General features: G+C 41.2%; 25 protein-coding genes. All 25 read left to right on the top strand.

What is annotated here, in order from left to right:
• Positions 1–264 precede the first annotated feature (264 nt).
• Positions 265–1,218: a DnaT-like ssDNA-binding domain-containing protein gene (locus GWI59_RS15065; protein WP_161725040.1), complete on the top strand. Its 954-nt coding sequence runs from the start codon at positions 265–267 to the stop codon at positions 1,216–1,218.
• A complete protein-coding gene (locus tag GWI59_RS15060; RefSeq protein WP_020945819.1) occupies positions 1,187–1,669 on the top strand; it encodes a replication protein P in 483 nt (160 codons plus the stop codon). The genes GWI59_RS15065 and GWI59_RS15060 overlap by 32 nt, the downstream gene beginning before the upstream one ends.
• Before the next feature lie 222 nt (positions 1,670–1,891).
• Positions 1,892–2,305, top strand: a complete 414-nt coding sequence (locus tag GWI59_RS15055; RefSeq protein ID WP_161725039.1) for a hypothetical protein — start codon at positions 1,892–1,894, stop codon at positions 2,303–2,305.
• Positions 2,302–2,697, top strand: coding sequence for a RusA family crossover junction endodeoxyribonuclease (locus tag GWI59_RS15050; RefSeq protein WP_161725037.1), 396 nt, complete (start codon positions 2,302–2,304; stop codon positions 2,695–2,697). The genes GWI59_RS15055 and GWI59_RS15050 overlap by 4 nt, the downstream gene beginning before the upstream one ends.
• Positions 2,698–2,744: 47 nt before the next feature.
• The gene (locus tag GWI59_RS15045; RefSeq protein ID WP_161725035.1) at positions 2,745–3,020 is read left to right on the top strand and encodes a hypothetical protein; all 276 of its coding nucleotides are present in this window, start codon (positions 2,745–2,747) and stop codon (positions 3,018–3,020) included.
• Between the two features lie 24 nt (positions 3,021–3,044).
• Entirely contained in the window at positions 3,045–3,248 is a 204-nt protein-coding gene (locus tag GWI59_RS15040; protein ID WP_161725033.1) for a hypothetical protein, read from the top strand.
• Positions 3,249–3,494 (top strand): hypothetical protein, encoded by a 246-nt coding sequence (locus GWI59_RS15035; RefSeq protein WP_161725031.1) that lies wholly within the window; start codon positions 3,249–3,251, stop codon positions 3,492–3,494.
• Positions 3,494–3,751, top strand: coding sequence for a DUF551 domain-containing protein (locus GWI59_RS15030; protein WP_161681215.1), 258 nt, complete (start codon positions 3,494–3,496; stop codon positions 3,749–3,751). The genes GWI59_RS15035 and GWI59_RS15030 overlap by 1 nt, the downstream gene beginning before the upstream one ends.
• A 177-nt stretch (positions 3,752–3,928) precedes the next feature.
• Entirely contained in the window at positions 3,929–4,288 is a 360-nt protein-coding gene (locus GWI59_RS15025; protein ID WP_161725029.1) for a hypothetical protein, read from the top strand.
• A 158-nt stretch (positions 4,289–4,446) separates the two neighbouring features.
• Positions 4,447–5,010 (top strand): terminase small subunit, encoded by a 564-nt coding sequence (locus GWI59_RS15020; protein WP_341868137.1) that lies wholly within the window; start codon positions 4,447–4,449, stop codon positions 5,008–5,010.
• Entirely contained in the window at positions 5,010–6,494 is a 1,485-nt protein-coding gene (locus GWI59_RS15015; RefSeq protein WP_161725027.1) for a terminase, read from the top strand. The genes GWI59_RS15020 and GWI59_RS15015 overlap by 1 nt, the downstream gene beginning before the upstream one ends.
• A 185-nt stretch (positions 6,495–6,679) precedes the next feature.
• On the top strand, positions 6,680–6,889 hold the full coding sequence (locus GWI59_RS15010) for a hypothetical protein (protein WP_020945812.1): 210 nt from the start codon (positions 6,680–6,682) through the stop codon (positions 6,887–6,889).
• 9 nt (positions 6,890–6,898) lie between these two features.
• A complete protein-coding gene (locus GWI59_RS15005) occupies positions 6,899–8,563 on the top strand; it encodes a portal protein (RefSeq protein WP_161725025.1) in 1,665 nt (554 codons plus the stop codon).
• Positions 8,560–8,874 (top strand): Bbp19 family protein, encoded by a 315-nt coding sequence (locus tag GWI59_RS15000; protein ID WP_004243354.1) that lies wholly within the window; start codon positions 8,560–8,562, stop codon positions 8,872–8,874. The genes GWI59_RS15005 and GWI59_RS15000 overlap by 4 nt, the downstream gene beginning before the upstream one ends.
• A gap of 17 nt (positions 8,875–8,891) precedes the next feature.
• Positions 8,892–9,569 carry a peptidase gene (locus GWI59_RS14995; RefSeq protein ID WP_115370896.1) on the top strand — a complete coding sequence of 226 codons (678 nt, stop codon included), beginning with the start codon at positions 8,892–8,894 and terminating at the stop codon, positions 9,567–9,569.
• A gap of 15 nt (positions 9,570–9,584) precedes the next feature.
• A complete protein-coding gene (locus GWI59_RS14990; RefSeq protein WP_004243350.1) occupies positions 9,585–10,565 on the top strand; it encodes a major capsid protein in 981 nt (326 codons plus the stop codon).
• 58 nt (positions 10,566–10,623) lie between these two features.
• Complete coding sequence (locus GWI59_RS14985; RefSeq protein WP_060555916.1) at positions 10,624–11,055, top strand: Bbp16 family capsid cement protein; 432 nt, start codon at positions 10,624–10,626, stop codon at positions 11,053–11,055.
• Between the two features lie 8 nt (positions 11,056–11,063).
• Positions 11,064–11,405 (top strand): hypothetical protein, encoded by a 342-nt coding sequence (locus GWI59_RS14980; RefSeq protein WP_020945807.1) that lies wholly within the window; start codon positions 11,064–11,066, stop codon positions 11,403–11,405.
• A gap of 63 nt (positions 11,406–11,468) precedes the next feature.
• Positions 11,469–11,780, top strand: coding sequence for a capsid staple protein (gene gp10, locus GWI59_RS14975; RefSeq protein WP_004243343.1), 312 nt, complete (start codon positions 11,469–11,471; stop codon positions 11,778–11,780).
• A complete protein-coding gene (locus GWI59_RS14970; protein WP_004243342.1) occupies positions 11,780–12,385 on the top strand; it encodes a hypothetical protein in 606 nt (201 codons plus the stop codon). Before gp10 ends, GWI59_RS14970 begins: the two co-directional genes overlap by 1 nt.
• Positions 12,385–14,847: a hypothetical protein gene (locus tag GWI59_RS14965; RefSeq protein WP_161725023.1), complete on the top strand. Its 2,463-nt coding sequence runs from the start codon at positions 12,385–12,387 to the stop codon at positions 14,845–14,847. The genes GWI59_RS14970 and GWI59_RS14965 overlap by 1 nt, the downstream gene beginning before the upstream one ends.
• Position 14,848: 1 nt before the next feature.
• Entirely contained in the window at positions 14,849–15,319 is a 471-nt protein-coding gene (locus GWI59_RS14960; RefSeq protein ID WP_237612114.1) for a hypothetical protein, read from the top strand.
• A complete protein-coding gene (locus GWI59_RS14955) occupies positions 15,319–15,867 on the top strand; it encodes a hypothetical protein (RefSeq protein WP_004250882.1) in 549 nt (182 codons plus the stop codon). The genes GWI59_RS14960 and GWI59_RS14955 overlap by 1 nt, the downstream gene beginning before the upstream one ends.
• 2 nt (positions 15,868–15,869) lie before the next feature.
• Positions 15,870–18,656 carry a hypothetical protein gene (locus tag GWI59_RS14950; RefSeq protein WP_161725019.1) on the top strand — a complete coding sequence of 929 codons (2,787 nt, stop codon included), beginning with the start codon at positions 15,870–15,872 and terminating at the stop codon, positions 18,654–18,656.
• The gene (locus GWI59_RS14945) at positions 18,656–22,039 is read left to right on the top strand and encodes a hypothetical protein (RefSeq protein WP_161725017.1); all 3,384 of its coding nucleotides are present in this window, start codon (positions 18,656–18,658) and stop codon (positions 22,037–22,039) included. The genes GWI59_RS14950 and GWI59_RS14945 overlap by 1 nt, the downstream gene beginning before the upstream one ends.
• Positions 22,040–22,061 lie beyond the last annotated feature (22 nt).

The following is a 22,061-nucleotide window of genomic DNA, read 5'->3' as shown; positions in this document are numbered from 1 at the left end:
TTAGGTTGATCTATTTTAAAATAATGGATAGTATTTGCACATACACATAATTAAATGAGGTTGAAATGGAGATTATTAGTCGAAAAGAAGCTGCGTCAAAAGGGCTTGGGAAATTTTTCACAGGTAAAAAATGCAAGAACGGTCATGTTGCTGAACGTTACGTTTGTAACGGTGTTTGCGTTACATGTAATTATGAAAACTCAATTGGGTATAGAACAGCATTAAAACAATTGATTGAAAGCGCCCGTTGCTAGGGGGTGTCAAATGGCTAGTAGCTGGATCAAAGTTGAAGTTATAACACCAGATAAACCAGAGATTTATCAAATAGCAGAGATATTAAACATAGACCCTGATGCTGTGTTAGGAAAGCTAATTAGAGTTTGGTCTTGGGCTGATTTACAAACCTTAGATGGTAACGCAGGAAGCGTTACAAAAAGCGTAATAGATAGGATCACTTTCATTTCCGGCTTTGCTGATGCACTGATAACCGTAGGTTGGATGAAAAATGATAATGGTAAGTTAGTCTTACCTAATTTTGATAGGCATAACGGAGAATCATCGAAAAAACGGGCACTTACTAATAGGAGAGTGGCAGAACATCGAGAAAAAAAGAAAAAGAAAGTAACGCAGTCACCGTTACAAAAACCGTTACCAGAGGAAGAGGAAGAGGAAGAAGTTTATAAAGATCCTCTCTCTAAGGGGAACGATGAAAATTATCAGCCAAACCATAATGCGAATAACGCTATTTTGAATAACCGAGTTCCATCGGGAGGATTTGGCGTAGCTGAAAAATTTGTCATGTTTCATGGATGGGAGCCAGATGGGGGCTTTACGAAAAAAGCAGCGTACTGGGGGGTAAGGCTGATTACACCAATGAAACCGCATGAGTTAGCAGAATTCGTTACGTACTGGAGTTCAGAGGGAAAAGCAAAAACACATGAACAATGGGAAATGGCATTAGCAAAAAGTATTAAATTTCAACGCTCAAAAAATAACGAGGTGAGAAATGGGACAAGTCAGAGCAATAAAACCAGTAACCAATTCGCTGGAAAATCAAAACCAATGCAAGAATTCTTACAGCACGTCAACGATAAATACGGACCCGATGCTGTTACCGCTTTGGTGGAAAATGATCGAGCTGTATGGGGACAAGTGGAGCAAGAAGAACGGGACGGAACCATCATTGATGTGGAAACGAGCACTCAGCGGATTGAATAGCGATCAATTCGATTTGATATTTAAATTCTGCATTGAGCGTTGTAGCAATGGTAATCCGTGGCCACCAGAGTTATCTGATGTCATTTCAATGCTTTCTGACAAGTTGGTTGATGCTAATGCTTTTGGAATTCCATTTGATGAAATGCTGAGAGATTTCAATAAATACCTAGCCAGACGGTGTAATTATCATAGTGCTGAGATGTACCCCTTTAGGCATCCTGTGCAGTATTGGATCTTCACTGACCTTAGGCAAAAGGTATATGACCTTAGGCTGACAGAAGCGGAGGTTGAGAAGCGTTTAAATAAAATGATCCGTATGTGGTCTGAGCGAGTACAACGAGGAGAGGTCATACCTAAACCCACGTTAAGACTTGAAGATAAAACCAGACCAAGACCTGCATGGATGGATTTATTAGAAAATGCTGATAAACGTAAACATAAATCGGCATAAGGTTTATTGGATATCAAAATCCTTAGCGTAATAAACACTGGTGAGTTTTATTTGTTGTAGGTATGCGATTGGGTGTCTGAGTAGTGAAAACAGCGTATAGACGATTTGAGAGTGTTTTAAGTGGGTATGAGTTTAATTAAAAACTCTGTTTTTTTATACTTGAAAACATAACCAAATTGGATATATTAACCATAATGATTAATCTCTTAAGGGTTATCGTATATGAAATTTATGCAGGATTTTGTTGTTGAAATATTACATGACAAGAAAAAACCGTTATCAGTTAACGAAATAACCGAGATTGCCTCAGAGCTTGATGGTAAGAAAAATCGCTCAACGACCAATTATGCGTTGATCAAGTTGGTTGAATGCGCGGTTGTTGAGCGCAAAGCGGTAGTCGGCATTGGTTATATATACACGCTAGCACCTGATTACATGGAGCGTCTACGTGATTTAGATATCAAAAAAGAAGCATCACTGATGACCAAGAAGCCAGCAAAACCTACGGATAAGCATGTTATCTGTCAGAAAGGCTCACTAACCTACGTCAGAAAGAGCTTACCACCGTTACAGCATGGAAAGATTGCTGATATTCATAACCGTATGAACGCAATGCTGATGGCGGTACGCGCATGAAACAGCAAATTTATTATATCAATCCTGTACCAAAGCCACGTATGACACAGCGTGACGCATGGAAGAAAAGACCCGTTGTCGTTAAGTACCACGCTTTTTGTGACGAGATGAGGGCTAACCGTTTTACGTTACCGGAAAGCGGTGCTCACCTAACGTTTGTTATCCCTATGCCTAAATCATGGAGCAAGAAGAAACGCATTGAGATGAATGGTAAACCCCACCAGCAACGTCCTGATGCCGATAACCTGATTAAAGCCGTTATGGACGCTATCTTTGATGAAGATTGCAGGGTGTGGAATATCAGCGCGTCAAAGCTTTGGGGTGAACAGGGAAAGATAGGGGTAACGTTACCTGAAAATACAGAAAATCATGAACTTATTACCATTCGTTAAGTTCGTGACTGAGTTAATTAATCGTTGAATGAGTTTGGGAAGAAATTATGAGCCAAGAAATTGATGCTATTAGGCTTTGTTACGACATTCTTGATGGTTCTGTATCGCCAGAAAATATCTCATCAGAAGAGGTATATGCCATTTGTACATATCTCGATGAGGTAGTACGTGAAAATCTCACATTTACTCAACAAAACCCTGTGGCATTTATGGATAGCGAAGGTGAAGTAATTAGTGCAGTCAAGAAAGAGTTTGAACAGTTAACTGCAGGTAATCACATAGGTTTCGATATTCCGTTAATTCAAATAAACAAACAATCGTGACATGTCACGCAAGAGGATTTTTAGATGAGCATAATTTTTCACAAAAATAGAAACTGGCTACAAACTCCACAGATTACAGCTCATGGATTGCTAATGGATAGCAAGCGCAGATCCATTTCAATGTCAGGGGAAAAACGCCTTGCTCGTAAAATTCGCAGTTGTTATCCAAGAGGGAAAGCATACGACAATTTAGAGCGAATCGAATATTTTAGTAAGCGAGGTTATTAGATGAAATGGCATCAGAAGGCACTCGTCAGGGTATTTAGTAGCAACATTCTTACATTTCTATTTCAACTCATTGCTTGGTGTTCAGTATCGCTTTTAATCGCGATAGATAAATTAGGCGAGTTTAATCTTCATGTTTATCTAGGTGCATTACCAATAGTGATTATTCAGGCATTAGTGATGACCTATCTAATCAGGTGGGCGTTTAAATTTTGTATGAAAAATATTGATATCAAAGGAGGCATCTAATGCAGGGAACTAATTGGGTTAAGGTGAGTGAGAGATTACCTGAAATGGACACGCCAGTAATTGCTGGGTGGTTCAGAGGTGAAGAGTTTGTATACCACGTTTTTATGCGTTCTGATACATGCGGAGAAGGTTGGACATGGTCAATATCATTCGATAATTACATAAGTTGCGGTGAGGATTTCATAGAGGATGATGACTATTCAATGATAACTCATTGGCAACCAATGCTTAGCCCACCAATGCCAGAGGGTGAATGATGAACGAGCGCAAATTAAGACTTGAGGCTGTGAAAATTTGGCAAGAGCTAATTTTACAAGCTAAGCGAAAATACCAATGGTGGGAGTTGTAGCAGCATGGAACAGGAGAGCTAACAGTGAGTGATAAGTTAAAGTGTCGTCGTTGCCGTAAAGTTTCAGAGATGAAGGAGCTATTAAATGGCTAAATCACCCGCTGAACGTAAAGCATCTCAACGTAAGCGCCAAAAGGAACTTGGCGTAACAAAGATTGAATTGCTGGCGGATAATCAAGAGTTGGAGATGTTACAGCGTAATTGTGTTCTGCGTATGCCTGGTCGTGAACCGTATGATATTGTTGAATACTTGCAGATGCTTATTCGCAAAGATGATGCGGAGTATAAGCGACAAGCAGAGGAACTATCTAAGCGCAAGTGTGAGCGTTGTGGCGAACAGTTACCCGTTCAGCAATGCTGTTTATCTGGTGATGCTAAGTGTTGGGTAACTTGTGGATATCGCGAATTACAGCTTAACTTGGTTGACAAAACGATAGCAAAATAGAAATTTGGTTGACGCGATTTTGTCAACCAGATAGCCGTCGGGTGTTCCTTTCTATTTTAATTCCCTCGAATACTGGGGTTTTAAATTGGTGCATTAATACCTAATTAGATTTGAATGTTATATTTTGAATGGCCATAATAACCAAAGAGGTGATGATTATGACTATCAAAAGACCAAGAAAGAAACCTGCACGACAGCCAACGCCTATCAACGACAAGATGGAACGTTTCTGTCAGGAATATATCAAATCACCCGATAATCAAACTGATGCTGCAATCTCTGCTGGATATGCATCTGGCAGTGCTTGCAAACGCGCATCACAGCTAATGGCTGATCCCCGTATTCAAGAGCGTATCGCACAACTTATGCAACAGCGTAATAAACGCACCAAGATGAGTGCAGACAATGTACTTAAGCGTTTGGTTGATATGCTTGATGCAGATATTGCTGATATTCTCAATGAGAAAGGCGATATTAAACCAATATCTGAATGGTCACCTATTTGGCGTAAAAGTGTTGCTGCATTCGATATCATTGATATTGACGGTGATACACGCATTAAAAAAGTGAAGTTGCTGGATAAAATCAAGGTGCTTGAGTTGATTGGTAAGCACGTTGATATCAATGCCTTTAGAGACAGAGTACAGGTTGATGTAAACGTATCATTGGCTGATAAGTTGGCATCTGCTCGTAAACGAGCTCAGCAAGGGGGCGTTGAGTAATGTCAGAAGCTTTGCAGAAGTCACCAGAAGAGCAACTCATTGAAGATATCGCATCATTTACGCATGATCCATTAGGTTATGCGTATTACGCGTTTCCGTGGGGGGAAGCTGGTGGAGAGCTTGAAGAATATAATGGTCCTCGTCAGTGGCAAGCCGAAGCATTAAATGAAATCGGTGAACATCTACGCAATCCAAAGACACGCCACCAGCCATTGTTACTTGCTCGTGCTTCTGGGCATGGTATCGGCAAATCTGCCTTTATTTCAATGATCATCAAGTGGGGTATGGATACCTGCGAAGATTGTAAGGTTGTCGTCACGGCTAATACCGAAAATCAGCTACGTACTAAAACGTGGCCAGAAATAGCGAAGTGGCAACGCCTATCACTGACTAATAATTGGTTTACTTGCACTAAGACAGCTATCTACTCAAACGATCCTAATCATGCTAATGCTTGGCGTGCTGATGCGGTACCTTGGTCAGAGAACAATACAGAGGCATTCGCAGGGCTTCACAACAAAGGCAAGCGTATTATTTTAGTGTTTGATGAAGCGTCTAACATTGCCGATCTGGTATGGGAAGTCGCAGAAGGGGCGTTAACGGATGAAGGAACAGAAATTATTTGGATAGCATTTGGTAACCCAACCCGTAACACAGGGCGTTTTCGTGAGTGCTTTCGTAAGTTTAAACATCGTTGGAACACCAAGCAGATTGATAGCCGTACCGTTGAAGGTAGCAACAAAGAGCAGATTAAAAACTGGGAAGAGGACTACGGCGAAGATAGCGACTTCTTTAAAGTCCGTGTTCGTGGTGTATTCCCGTCAGCATCAGAGTTGCAGTTTATTCCAACAGGATTAACGGATGAAGCCATGAAGCGCATTATCACACAGGCAGAAGTTGCTCATGCTCCAGTAATTATTGGTGTTGACCCCGCCTATTCAGGTATTGATGATGCAGTCATTTATTTACGCCAAGGTTTATTCAGTAAGTGCTTGTGGACGGGCTTTAAAACAACTGATGATGTTGTTATGGCAAAGCGTATTGCTGACTTTGAAGATCAATACAAGGCTGACGCTGTGCATATCGACTTTGGATATGGTACTGGTATTCACTCTATTGGAACAAGTTGGGGGCGCGTATGGCGTTTAGTTAAGTTTGGTGGTGCATCAACAGATCCACAAATGCTAAACAAACGCGGTGAAATGTATAACAGCGTTAAGACATGGCTAAAAATTGGTGGGGCTATTGATGATCAGGAAACCGCAGATGATTTGTCATGTGGTGAATACAAAGTTCGTGTTATCGATAGCAAGATTGTACTAGAAGATAAAACAGAAATTAAAAAGCGTCTTGGTCGTTCACCCGGTAAAGGTGATGCGCTTGCACTGACATTCGCCTATCCAGTCACCAAAATAGATAGAAATTACTCTTCACCTCATTCTGGCGTTAATGTCAGCAATTCAGATTACGATCCATTTGCATAAAAAAAAGCCCTCTGGAGTAGAGGGCAAACAGTCCTAAGGTAAAGCACGCTGTCGTGGTAACAATACCGAGAAAAATGCAGTGGCATCGCATAACCAAAATGGTAGTTATAATTTTCAATATTGTCAAATAGCATGTATTATTAATTTAATATGCAATATTGGTTAATTTAATCTATGGGTGAATTATGTGCGGATTAGGCTCAACTCCAAAAATTACTACTCCTCCACCAGTTCAGGCAGCACCTCAAGAACAAGATGCGGCAGTAACGGGTAGTCGTGATGATGAAATGCGTCGTCGCCGTGCAGCCGCAGGTCGTAAGTCTACGTTACTAACAGGTGCGCAAGGTGCGACAAGTTCAGCATCCACTAGCGGTAAAACCTTACTTGGTCAATAAGGGGTGACTATGTCAACGCCATTGAAACAACAGCTACTGCAACAACTTAATCAGTTGGAAACAGAGCGTAGCTCATTTGAACCGCATTGGCGTGAATTGTCAGATTTCACTCGTCCTCGTAGTACGCGCTTTACTGCATCTGAGGTTAATCGAGGTGATCGCCGTAATAGTAAGATCATTGACCCTACGGCGTCTTTAGCTTCATCGGTGCTTTCAAGTGGCATGATGTCAGGCATTACAAGTCCTGCTCGTCCTTGGTTTCGTTTAGCGACACCTGATCCTGATTTAATGGATTATGGCCCTGTAAAACTTTGGCTAGAAACCACAGAACAACGCATGAACGAAGTGTTCAATCGTTCTAATCTCTATCAGTCATTACCGTTGATGTATGGTGATTTAGGTACTTTCGGCACTGCTGCAATGGCGGTTGTTGAAGATAGTCAGCGTATTATTCGTACCGTTCATTTCCCCCTTGGCAGTTATTACATTGCGAATAGCCCAAGCCTGAGTGTTGATGTTTGTTATCGCAAATTTACGATGACCGTTCGCCAGTTGGTGATGGAATTCGGGATTGATAGCGTCAGCGATACTGTTAAATCAATGTGGAATTCAAGCCAGTACAGCCAATGGGTTGAAGTGGTTCATGCTGTATATCCAAACCTTGAACGACAAACAGGAAAGTTAGAGGCGAAGCATAAGCCTTTTAAATCCGTTTATCTTGAAGTGGCTGGCGATAACGAGAAAGTGTTACGTGAATCTGGTTATGATGAATTTCCTATTATGGCGCCACGCTGGGAAGTGAATGGTGAAGATGTTTACGGTTCATCTTGCCCTGGCATGTTGGCGTTAGGTGGTACTAAAGCACTTCAGTTAATGCAAAAGCGTAAAGCGCAGATGATTGATAAGCTGACCAATCCACCTTTACAAGTGCCAGCCTCATTAAAAAACCAACGGGTAAATACTATACCCGGTGGCATTAACTATCTTGATGAGGCAAATCCTACTAATAAAATTCAAACGATTTTTGATGTTCAACCTGTAGCATTGAAAGCATTACTTGAAGATGTTCAAGATACTCGTCAACTGATTGATACCGCTTACTTTGTTGATTTATTCCGCATGATGCAAATGGTGAATACGCGCTCTATGCCGATTGAAGCCGTTGTTGAAATGCGTGAAGAGAAGCTATTGCAATTAGGGCCTGTTCTGCAACGCCTTGATTCTGAGTTACTCGACAAACTGATTAATCGCACTTTCTCAATCTTGGTAAACAAAAATTTACTTCCCATTGCGCCTGATGAAATGCAGGGAATGGATCTAAAGGTTGAGTACATTTCTGTAATGGCTCAGGCACAGAAATCGATTGGCGTTGGCAGTATCGAACGCTTTGCTGGCTTTGTTGGCAATCTGGCAAAAGTTAAGCCTGAAGCCCTTGATAAGCTTAATGCTGATGATGCCATTGATAATTATGCGTCTGCTATTGGTGTCTCTCCAACTATCGTTGCAACCAATGAGCAAGTACAAGCCATACGTCAACAAAGACAAGCACAGCAACAACAAATGGCTCAGATGCAAATGGCGCAGTCTGCTATTGATGGTGCTAAAACGCTCAGTGATACCAATCTTGATAATGATAGTGCCTTGTCCGCTATGGCTGGTGGAGGTGCTCAATGACACATCCATTCGATGCGTATGAAGACGAGAGAATTGCTCGCACTGAATACGATATTCAACAAAAAAATAGGCAAGAGAAAGAAGAACAACAGCTAAAAGAGGTTATGTCCACAGAAGCGGGGCGTGCTGTTATTTGGCGTTTGATTTCTGACTCTGGCGTATTTCGTAGCTCTTTTTCTAATGATCCCTATGCAATGGCATTTAGAGAGGGCGAGCGTAACTATGGATTAAAAGTTTTCAATCAATTACACCAAGTTTGCCCTGAGCTTTATGCGCAAATGGCAAATGAAGCAACTACACCAAGCGTTTAACAAGGGGAGAAACAGTCATGAACTTATGGCAGAAATTAATTATGCGTCGTTTGTATAACGAGCAACACAGCGAGGGAGGTGAAGGCGGTGGCGGTACAGCAACGGAACCTACTCAAGAAACATCAGCAACAGATAAAAATGAGCCACCAGCAAATAGTGATGATCCTACTAAAAGCACTGAAAAAGAGAATGGTGGAGAGCAGGGCAAGCCGGCTGATAAGAAAAATGATGCCAATAAATCAGATGTAGGTGCGCCTGAAAAGTATGAATTTAAAGCACCAGAAGAAGGGCAAGAGCTTGATAAAGGTGCATTAGAAGTCTTTGAGCCGATTGCTCGTGAGCTGAATTTAAACAACGAACAAGCGCAAAAACTGGTTGATGTTTATGGCTCTAAAATCATGCCTGCTATTCAGAAACAAATCAATGATGGTTGGCAAAAGCAGACTGAGCAATGGGCTAAAACTGTTAAAGCAGATGAAGAATTAGGATCAAATGAGTCTATTGGTGCAGCACAAAAGGCATTAGATACCTATGGTTCTGATGATTTGAAATTGTATTTAACAGAAACAGGGTTAGGTAATCACCCAGAGATTATTCGGGCTTTTGCCAAGATAGGCAAAGCAATGTCAGAGGACGGTCTTGTCACTGGCAACAGTAACGGCAGTAAAAGTGCTGCTGATGTTTTATTTGGATAACAAAGAGGAAATAACATGCCTGCTTTAACTCTCGTTGATTGGGCTAAACGACAAGGCCCTGACAGCAAGCAAGCGAAGATCGTCGAATTGCTGAATCAGTCTAATGAAATTCTTGATGATATGGTTTTCGTTGAAGGTAATTTACCAACGGGTCACCGTACAACCGTTCGTACTGGTTTACCATCTGCAACATGGCGTTTGCTTAATTATGGTGTACCGCCAAGCAAATCAACCACAGCACAGGTTACTGATGCGATTGGTATGCTTGAAACCTATTCTGAAGTTGATAAAGATCTTGCTAACTTGAACGGGCAAAAGAATGAATTTCTATTGTCTGAATCAATTGCATTCTTAGAGTCAATGAACCAGCAAATGGCTGAAACAGTTATTTATGGTGATGCTACGGTTCATCCTCAGCGCTTTACGGGATTAGCTGCACGCTTTAACGATATGAAAGCAAAGAATGCAGTCAATATCATTGATGCTGGTGGTACTGGAAGTAACTTAACTTCTGTGTGGTTAGTGGTATGGGGTGAAAACACTGTCCACGGTATTTTCCCTAAAGGTTCTAAAGCAGGTTTAGAGCAAAACCATTTAGGTGAAGTTACTTTAGAAGATGAGAACAAAGGTAAATACCAAGGCTTTCGTACTCATTTCCAATGGAAAAATGGTATCTCAGTTCGTGACTGGCGTTATGTTGTCCGTATCGCCAATATTGATTTATCCAAAATTGGTAAAGATCCAGAAAAAGCGGACACACTCGATTTACCAGACTTGTTTATTCAAGCAATTGAGAAGATCCCCAACCTCTCTATGGGGCGTCCTGTTTTTTATTGTAACCAGCAAATCCGTAGCTGGATGCGTCGCCAAATTAAAAACAGTAAAAACGTCAATATTTCTATGGCAGAAGTTGCCGGTAAGAAAGTTGTTTCATTCGATGAAATTCCTGTTCGCCGTGTTGATGCCATCTTAACGACTGAAGATCAGGTGAAATAAGTTATTGCGGTGTCGTTTAACGGCTCCGCTAACTTTCATTTATTTGGAGATAGTCAAAATGATTTTAGATAAAGAAACGCTTTTTTCACTGGATCAGGCTGTTACTGCATCTGCTGTAAGTAAGCAAATTATCGACTTAACGCCAGTGCATGGTGCATTTCGTGATATCGGTATTGGTGAGCCATTAGAGCTGTTTGCACAAGTGACTGAACAGGCTAAAGCAGCAGGTGAAGCGACTGTTCAAATTAAGTTAGAAACCGCGACAGACGATAAATTCTCTGATGCTAAATCTATCTTTGAATCTGTGGCAATACCAATTGCTGATTTAAATGCAGGTAAACGTATTGTGGCGAAAGTACCTCAAGGCGTTCTGAAGTACCTGCGCCTGCAATATGTTGTTGCAGAAGGGCCATTAACGGCGGGTAAGTTCACCGCGGGCATTAACCTAACTGTTGATGCTCATCCTATTTACGATGCTGTAACTCAATAAGGTGTGACATGTCACGATATAAGGTTTTAAAAAAATCATTTATCGCTGGGCGTCTACTTGAAATCGGTGAAGAGGTTGAGTACGACGGTATAGCTGGTGATAACTTAGCGTTAATTGGTGGCGCTGATGCTCGACTTAATACTCATAGTGTGGCTGATGGAGCTGGTGATAATACTGGTGAAGGAATAAGTAATATTGCTGTTAGCGGTTCAGGTGTGGCAATTGATTCAAGCCTTGATGCGCTTCGTGAGCAATATACCCAGCTATTTGGTAAAGCACCTCATCACAATATGGGCGCAGATAAAATGCGCACCGCAATAGATGAAAAGCGGAAAGAACTTGGGGTTTAACCCCCGATGATAAAGGGGGCGAAAGCCCCTTTTTTATTTTCTACCTGAGCCGAGAGATATCCAATGAAACTAATCAATCTAAAAACCAGCACAGAAACGTATGAAAATGCCAAAGGTGAAAAAGAAACTCGTGAAGAATATCCATACGGGCTACGTATTTCACTTGAAAACGACACAATAGAAAAATTAGGTGTTTCTATTCCTGATGTTGGTGAAAGTATTGAGCTGTCTGCTGTTGCCAAAATACTGTCTAAATCCATTAATGAACGTGAAGGTAAGAAGTCAGTATATGTAGAGTTACAAATAACCGATCTGGCTCTAGGTGCAGGCGACACAAAATCAACGGCAGATGTTCTTTTTGATGGGGGTGAGTAATGGCCTCAGAAATTGAAATTTGCAATATTGCATTAAGTCGCATTGGTAATAGTCGTTCAATTAATAGCATGACTGAAGCCAGCAAAGAAGCCGTTCAATGTAACCTTCATTATGCGCAATGCCGTGATAGTGTGCTTGCCGATTTTCCTTGGAACTTTGCGACTAAAAAGGTGGCATTAGCCAATACAAATAATCCCCCACCTAATTGGGCGTATGCCTATCGCTATCCTAATGATTGCCTAAAAGCCATTGGTATTGTCGAACCTCATCAAAAGTACCGTAGACCAGATACAGCAATCCATTTTCATGTTGGTTCAGATGAAAACGGTACTGGTCGATTAATTTTTACTGATCACCCTAGCGCATGGCTTGAGTATGTTGCACGTATTACTGACGTCAATATGTTTGATGCGTTATTTAAAGATGCGCTTGCATGGCGTTTAGCGGCTGAATTAGCTCGTCCATTGGCATCAAATGCGGGTATTGGTGGTGAGGCATTACAAATTTACCAAGGTGTTATTAAAAGTGCGGCCGCACATTCATTAAGTGAGTCAGCAGAGCCAACTGATTATATGGATGAATTCACACAAGCGAGGTTGTCATAATGCCATTTAGTCTTATTCAACCTAGTTTTTCAGGCGGTGAAATTGCACCAAGCCTATATGGTCGTGTTGACCTTGCGAAGTATTCAACTGCACTGCGCAAGTGCCATAACTTTATTGTTCGTCAATATGGTGGCGTTGAGAATAGACCAGGCACACGATTTATTGCTGAAACAAAGTATCAAAATAAGAAGTCTCGCCTTATTCCTTTCCAATTCAGCACCGTACAAACCTACGCGTTAGAGTTTGGTGATCGTTATATTCGCGTATTTAAAGATGGTGGGCAGGTTCTCTATGCTGATGGTGAACATAAAGGCGAAGTGTTTGAATTATCTACACCTTATAAAGAAGCTGATTTGTTTGATTTGAAGTATACGCAATCAGCCGATGTTATGACGATTGTTCATACTGATTATCCACCAATGGAGTTACAGCGTTACGATCATGATGATTGGAAATTAGTCTCCGTTGAAACCAAGAACGGCCCCTTTGAAGATATCAATACCGATAAGGCAATGAAAGTTTATGCCAGTGCAAGCACGGGGCAAATTACGTTAACCTCTACGCATGATATTTTTGGTACCGAGCAAATAGGTAAACAGTTCTATTTAGAGCAACGTGATATTGATGCGGTTCCTGTCTGGGAAACAGATAAAACAACCAACCTCAATGATCAACGTCGTGCTGACAGTAACTACTATCGTGCCAATAGTGGCGGTAAAACAGGAACACTAAGGCCGTCTCACACGGAAGGAATGAGCTGGGATGGTTGGGGTGGTGATACAGGGATCCAGTGGGAATATCTGCATAGTGGTTTTGGTATCGTAAAAATTGAAACTGTAAGTGAAGATGGTAAAACAGCCACAGGAAAGGTGATCTCTTATATTCCATCCAATGCCGTTGGTGAAGATAATGCAAGCCATAAATGGGCGCGTGCAGTGTGGAATGATGTCGATGGTTATCCAAGCACCGTTGTTTATTATCAACAACGTTTATTCTTTGCTAGCTCTCGTGCCTACCCGCAAACGATATGGGCCAGTCGTAGCGGTGACTATAAAGACTTTGGGCGCAACAATCCTATTCAAGATGATGATCGCATTATCTACACGTATGCAGGTCGTCAAGTTAATGAAATTCGCCATTTGATTGATGTCGGTTCGCTGGTGGCATTGACCTCTGGTGGTGAATATCAAATCACAGGCGATCAGAACAAAGTGCTTACACCTTCCAGTTTTTCAATGTCATCACAAGGTGCTAACGGTTCAAGTGATTTACCGCCAATCTCTGTTGCGAACATTGCGCTTTATATACAAGAGAAAGGTAGTGCTGTGCGTGATTTATCGTATTCCTTTGATGTCGATGGGTATCAAGGCACTGACTTAACTATGTTGGCAAATCACCTATTTCAACGTCACCGCATTGTTGATTGGTCATTTACTACGGTTCCATATTCTATTGCATGGTGCATTCGTGACGATGGGTTAATGCTGGCTTTAACCTATTTAAGAGAACAGCAAGTTTTTGCATGGGCGCCACAATCGACAGAAGGGAAATTTGAGTCAACGTGTTCGATCAGTGAAGGCAATGAAGATTCAGCCTATTTTATTGTTCAACGCACAGTAAACGGTAAACAGGTTCGGTATGTAGAGCGCTTGGCTAGCCGTTTATTTACTCGCACAGAAGATGCTTTCTTTGTGGATTCTGGCTTAAGTTATGACGGTAGAAATACTGATATATCACAAACAGCAACTATCACTGGTGGAGCGGGTGAGTGGAACTATCAAGAAAACTATCCATTAGTGATTTCAGGCGATCCAGTTTTTAGTGCTTCTGATATTGGTAGTGCCGTCAATATTCCTTATTTTGAAGATAATGAACATAAAGAGCTTCGCTGTAAGATTGTTCAATATATATCTGCAAATCAAGTGGTTATTTCTGCTAATCGCAATATTCCACCAGCATTACAAAATACACCCACTACTGAATGGAGCATTGCCCGCTATCGCTTTGCTGGCTTAAATCATCTTGAAGGTAAGACAGTTAATATTCTCTCTGATGCTAATGTTTCACCTCAGGCTATTGTCACCAATGGTGCAGTGGAAATTGATACGCCATCAGCCGTAGTGCATATCGGATTACCTATTACCAGTGAATTAGAAACACTTGATATCCATATTAATGGGCAAGAAACATTACTTGATAAGAAGAAACTTATTAAGGTTGCCAGCTTAATTGTAAATAGTAGTCGGGGTATTTGGGCTGGTACTGAAAAAGAACGGTTATATGAGTATCCTCAACGTCAATTCGAGTTTTACGACAATCCTGTTGATGATGCCACAGGCATTGTTGAAATTAATTTAGATGCAGATTGGAGTAAAAATGGACGTGTCTTTATTAGACAGGTTGACCCGTTACCGTTAGCGGTGCTCTCTGTTATTCCGCGTATTGATGCTGGTGGTTTCTAATATGAAAAAACATCATGTACAAATTATTCCTGCTACTCATGAACATATTGTTCGTTTATTACCACATGTAAGACAAGCTGATGTTGATGAGTTCTACGCTATGTCAATGCAAACACCTGAGCAGGTATTACGGCATGGCTTATCTGTTTCTACTAAAGCCTATGCCGGCATTATTAATGATGAAGTCGTGACTATTTTTGGTGTTGCTTCTGGCTCATTACTTACTGGTTTAGGTATCCCTTGGCTAGTGGGGACTGATTTATTAGAGCAACACCAGAAAACCTTTCTACGGCGCTGTAAACCCATCTTAAAACAGATGTTAGGGCAATATCCAACACTGATGAATTATGTCGATGAACGTAATCATATTGCTAAGGCTTGGCTCCATTGGTTGGGGTTTCATATTGAGGAAGCAAAGCCAGCAGGTTTACTTCAGTTACCTTTCCATCGTTTTACTTTGAGGGCTAAATAATGTGTGAACCAACAACATTAGCGGCTGCAGTAATTGGTACTTCTGCATTGCAAGCATACGGACAATATACCGATGGTAAATTTCAAGCATCAGTGGCTAATCAAAATGCCAAAATTAATGAAGATGCTGCACTTGATGCGATCAATAAAGGCAACGCTCAGGCACAAGAACAGCGTAGACGTACTCGCCAATTAGCCGGCACACAGGCGGCAACAATGTCAGCCAGTGGCATTGATTTAAGCACGGCAGGGGCTTTAGATGTTTTGGGGGATACTGCCGCGATGGGTGAGCTTGATGCGTTAACTATGGTTAATAACGCTTCTCGTGAAGCGTATGGCTATCGTATGCAAGCTGAGAATGATCGCCTTAATGCAAAGATGGCAAGACGCTCAGGCAATATGGGGGCAATGACAACGTTATTAACAGCACCTATTCAAGCTTATGGCGCGTATCAGCTGGCTGGTGGTACATGGAGTCCATTCGGTGGTGGTGGCTCAGGTGCTGCGAAAGCGGGTAAGACATTTGCTAAAGCACCAAAAGGATTTTAATTATGCCAAAGGTACCTACATACGATAATAGAACGGTTATGCCTGAGCAGTTACCGAATAATGGGTTTTCTGTTCAATCATCACCTGATGCTTTTGGCGCTGGCTTTGGTCGTGTTGGTGAGCAATATGTCGGTTTATTTGCAGAAGCAAAACAAAGAGCTAATGTTGCACTAGCGCAAGATGCCGCATTACAGCTACGACAAAAAGCCAACGAACTGATGACCGATCCACAAAATGGATTACTTTCTCAGCAAGGTAAAAATGCGATTGGCAAAGCGTCTGAGTATGAGCAGTCATTTCGTGATTATGCTGGTGAAATATCATCAACATTACCTGACGATATTGTGCGACAAAGCTTTATGCAACAAGCGCAAGAAATGAGTGTTCAGTTTGCATCACAAGCGAATCGTCATGAGATGGGGCAAATCAAAGCTTATGAACAAGATCAGTTTCAATCAACGTTAACATTAAATGCAGAGTCTGCCGCATCAATGTACGGTGATAATCAGGCTTATATTTCTGCACATAAACAAGTGTTTCAGCAAATAGAAGAGTTTGGATTATCACACGGTTGGGGTGAAGAGCAGATCCTCGCCAAGAAACAAGAATTCAAAGTAGCGACTGCACGTAAAGCGATTGAAAACCAACTCGGTGCTGATTATATGGGGTTCTTAGAACAAAATGGAGAACCTTCAAGCCTCGGTACGGTAAGCAGAGCGCCAACTAATAATGTACCAAATGATGGAGTAAGAGGGGTTAGAAACAACAATCCTGGTAATATTCGTATATCTAGTAATAAATGGGTAGGGCAAACCGGTGATGATGGTGCATTTGCTAAGTTTGCCACACCTGAGCACGGTATTAGAGCATTAGGTAAAAATCTACTTTCTTATGCTCGACAAGGGTTTGTTACACCAGAGCAGATCATTAATCGTTGGGCGCCACCAGAAGATAATAATGATACTCAGGCATACATTGAGTATGTATCTGATTACCTTGGTGTTGCACCTAATCAACCATTAGATTTAACGAATCTCGATACCTTAACGCATTTATCGACAGCGATAATGTATAAAGAGAATGGGCGTAACCGTGTTAATTACACTGATGAGCAGATAGCAACAGGCATACAGTCAGCACTTGGTTTTGTTGAATTGCAAGCGACATCTGAAGCACCAAAACTATTAACTGGATCTGCCGCTTTCGATGCTTTAGATGAAGCTGACCAAGCAAAATATTTACGACAAGCAGAACAGCTACGTAAGCAAAAGCAAGGTGAGTTACAGCAACAATTCGGTACTCGTGTCGCTGACTCTTACGCAGCATGGGAAAGAGGACTTGAAGCACCTAATGCGCCTACTCATGATGAATTAATCTCTGTGTTTGGCTATGACAAAGGTTCTGCTATGTCTGCCGATATGCAAGAAGCTAAGCGTTATGCTGGTTTTATGTCAGCAGCTAAAGAGATGTCTCCACAAGCACAGCAAGCTTTGTTATCACAAATTAGACCTCAAACGGGTGAAGCAAACTACGAAAGCAAAATTCAACGTTGGGAGAAATTTGGTAAGTTCGTTGAAGGCAATATCAAGGAACAAGATAAACAGTTTGCTGCTAACCGATTACAGCTTTCCATTCAAAATAACTTTCCGCTTGATCCTAATGATAAGAATAATCAGCAGGCAGCAGATGATTACTTTGAACAACATATTCAGCAGAGCTTTAATTTACGTGATGATAATAGCTTAAATGCCGTTGCTGAACTTACTGCAAGAACAGGGATTATCCCATCACAAGTTAAGTCTGTATTGAATATGGGGGCAACATCTAAAGATCCTGAAGTTGTTCTTCCTATCGCGAAAATGTATGGGCAGATATTTGATAATAATCCGGCATCAGCAACTGATATTCCATCAAGCACAATGGCGTATTACTCAAAAGTATATAGTTTAAGTCGAGCTGGTATGCATGATGAGAAAGCGGTAGAAACTGCATTTAAGACGACATTTGAACAAGATGAACGTACTAAGCAAATGATCGCTTCTCAAATCAGGGATAAAGGATATATCAAGGATAGAGATAAAGCGGCGCAATCTAATATCAATGATTTTTACCCTTGGTATAAACCATTTTCTTCACCAAGCGTTAGTAAGCCTGGTACTCAAAATGGTGCTTACTTACGTGACTATCAAACGCTGTATGACGCTAACTTTGCTGAAACAGGCGGTGACGCAGAACTCGCCAAGAAAATGACTAACGCTCAAATTAAAAGAACGTGGGCGGTATCTAATATCAATGGCAGTGAAGAAGTTATGCGTTATGCACCAGAAGCCGTATACGGTATTAATGAATCAGGTGCTGGAAACTGGATCGCTGGCCAATGGGAGGAAGAGAAAAAGCAATTAATGTCTAAGTCATTTGGTGGTGCTTCTTCTGGCACTGAAATCGTTATTGTCTCTGATGCAGTGACACCAAGAGATTACAGCTACGGCATAATGATAAAACAAACCGGTAGTGATGATATCCCTATCTATCGTCCATACACGGGAGATAACGGCTTGCCTATTCGCTTTAAACCAGAACAGTCATCATCACCAATGTACAAAGAGGTAATGGAAAAACGTCAGCAAAGCGTTAAGGAAGCACAGGATAAAAGGGAACGAGAAGAAGCATTGGATAAATCGCGCTCAGAATTTGATGAACGTCGTCAAAGTATCCGTGAGCAATATAAAGAAGCTCACAATGAGCGAGTAAATAAATTCAATAATTATTTTTCTTGGGATAAAAACTGATGCCTATTTACGAACAACAACCTGATGATATTTTATCTGCGGATATTAATGCTGTTCAGCAAACTGAACCTACTTACGGTGATAATGTTTCACCGTCTTGGTATGACCCTATTAATCCGCTTGATGATAGAAGGCAAACTAAAGAATTACGTGATGCGGCGTTTCGTATCGATAACTCAGTGGGTAGTTTGATTGCTACTGCACCTTTTAATCAATTTGAAGATGTAGAAGGCTATAACCCATTTGAAGATGAATTAACGCTTTCAGGTTATGAAGATTATGCCGATGCCTTTATTCATTCAAACTCTCCTCAAGAAACCGCCGCAATAAAACAACGCATTGATCGTGAGAAGAACGACAGACAACAATTAATGGATTCAGGCGGTGCCGGTATTGTGAGTAGTATAGCAATGGGGGTTATTGATCCAATTAATGTTGCTGCAATGATGATACCAGGTGGTGCAATAGTAAAAGGCGGTAGTGTTGGTGCAACAGCAGGTAAGTTTGCGCTAGCAAATACCGCTGGTGGCGTAGCTTCTGAAATGGCATTACATAGCACCCAAGAAACACGAACATTAACTGAGAGTGCGATTAACGTTACGCTTGATGCCATGATTGGTGGAACCTTAGGTTCAGCCGCACAGTTAGTAAAAAACCGTGGTGAATTGGTAACAAAAGTAAGAAACGATTTAATTGGAGAACAACAATCAGGGCAACAAAATATTCCAAATAATATTCCTGATAATTCTAGTGTTGGTGCAATGGAAGTACCTAACACCACATTAGAACAAGAAACCTTAAAAGGGCCATCATTTATTAATCGTACGATGAATGTTAGCCCTGTTGGCCGTGTTGCTCAATCACCCTCTAAAACAGCGCGCCAAATTAACCAACAACTCACAGAAAATAACTTTACCTTTGCTAAAAATGAAGAAGGCATTGCGACATTTACCGCTGTTGAAACAAAAGTGAGAGGTTATGAAACACTTGTTTATAAGCAAGTAGAATCAACCAAAGACCACTTTAAACAATATCGTCAATCTGGTGGCCGTGATATGAGCTATTACCAATTTAGTGAAGCTGTTGGTGATGCTATGCGTAATGGTGATACTCATGCGATACCACAAATTGCAGAGGCGGCACGTTCTATTAGACCCATTGTTGAAGCAACCAAAGATAGAATGGTTGAATTAGGGATCTTGCGTGAAGGTGTAAAGGTAACAACTGCACAAAGCTACTTTCCTCGTATTTATAAATTCGACAAAATTTTAAATGATCGTACTGAGTTTAGGAAAATCATTGCTGACTGGTTAGAAGAGATTAATCAAACCTCAATAAATAAAGCCAAAGGTAGCCTTGATCGTGCTGAAATCGGAATTAATAAAGCGCGCAATGCATCACCACAAGCTGAACGTTTGGGGCTTGAAATTAAAGAAGCTGAGAGTTGGTCAGGTAAAAAATCTCTGTTGATGGACGATATTAATAAATATCAAAAAATCATTAATGAAAAGAGTGCGGTAGAAGTTGAGCTAAATTCACTATCTAACCTTGCTAAGTTAAATAAAACACAAACAAGAAGACAGGCAACATTACAAAGGAAATTACAGCGTATTAATGATGCTGAGAATAAATTACCTGCGTTACAACGTAGTGTTGATATTCTTGATAACCCTCGCAAGTTTAGAAATGAACATCGTCGTTTAACACGAACAGCGAATTCATTAACTCGCCATGACAGAATTAGGCAATCAGCATTAAATCGCATGACACCTTTAGAGCGCGAAGAGTTAGATGCGGCAGCAGATGATATTGTTAATAAAATTATTGGTGCCCCGTCTGGCATTGTACCCAGTGAGCTAATCCCTGATGGGTTAGTTAAACGCGCTGGTTTTACAAAAGATAGAACCCTAAACATTCCTGATGAACGCATTAAAGACTATCTCGAATCAGATGTTAACTATGTGATGGAAAACTATATTCGCCAAGTTGCGCCTGAAATTGAACTCACGGCTAAATTTGGCCGTGTTGATATGGATAATCAAATCAAAGCGATTACAGAGGAATACAACCAACTTATTGCTGATGCAACCACGCCTAAAGAACGCAGTCGATTAGAAGCACGAAGAGAGGCGGATTTACGTGATATTCGCGCGATGCGTGACCGTTTATTAGGTACTTATGGAGCACCTAAAGATCCCTCTAGTTTTTTTGTTCGTGCTGGTCGTGTGGCTCGTCACGTTAACTTCTTACGGTTATTAGGTGGCATGACAATATCATCGTTGCCTGATATGGCTCGCCCGATTATGCAACACGGTTTACGTAGTGCGTTAAAACCATTGGGTAAGATGCTAACTGATATCGGCGCTATGCGCATTGCTAAAGCTGATTTACGCGAAATGGGTATTGGTCTTGAATATGTATTATCAAGTCGTTCTAAGGTGATTGCTGACCTTAACGATCCATACAGCAGACGCAGCTATTTAGAACGTGGTTTACAGTGGTCATCACAGAAATTTGGCAACCTTACGTTGATGAATCAGTACACCGATACTATGAAAATGTGGTCTGGTGTTATTACTCAATCTAAGGTACTGAGAGCGGCAAATACTTTAGATGCTGGTGGTACGCTAAGTAAACAAGAAATAAAGAAACTGGCTCATATTGGTATCGATGAATCAATGCTAAAGCGTATAGCAGATCAGTTTAAGCGACATGGTGAAGACTTAGACGGTATGTTAACAGGGCATAGCCATTTGTGGGATGATCGTGTTGTGCGTGAAACTTTCCAAGCGGCAGTATTAAAAGATGTAAGAACTACAGTTATAACACCAGGTATTGGTGATACACCATTAATGATGAGTAGCGAACTAGGTAAGATAGTTATGCAGTTTAAAACCTTCTTCTTTGCTACTCACAATAGAGCGTTGGTCTCAGGCATACAATCGGGTGATGCATCATTCTATTATGGTGCATTGCTTCAGGTTGCACTTGGATCCCTAGTCTATGTTCTCAAGGCTAAAATGGCGGGGCGTGATATTAATACCGAACCGGCTAACTTAGTAAAAGAGGGTTTAGACTGGTCAGGAATGATGGGCTGGCTGGGTGAACCTAACAATGTATTAGAAAACCTTAGCGGTGGTACTTATGGTATGAGTGCCATGTTTGGTGGGCCACCAGCATCACGTTATCAAAGTCGTAATGGGATTGGTGCATTATTGGGTCCTACATTTGATCTCGGTGGTGATATTAAAAACATCACATCAGGTGTATTAAACGGTGAGTTTGATGATAGAGAAGTGCGATCTGTACGCAAACTATTACCTTTCCAAAACTTGTTTTATTTGTCACCATTATTGAATCAGGTTGAAGAACAGATGAAGTAACAAATAGCACCGCTTGAGCGGT

The organism is Proteus sp. G2673 (genome assembly GCF_009915125.1).
GTDB classification, from domain to species: domain Bacteria; phylum Pseudomonadota; class Gammaproteobacteria; order Enterobacterales; family Enterobacteriaceae; genus Proteus; species Proteus penneri.
The sequence above is the reverse complement of the archived record's forward strand: the minus strand, read 5'-3'. Positions and strand labels throughout refer to the sequence as shown.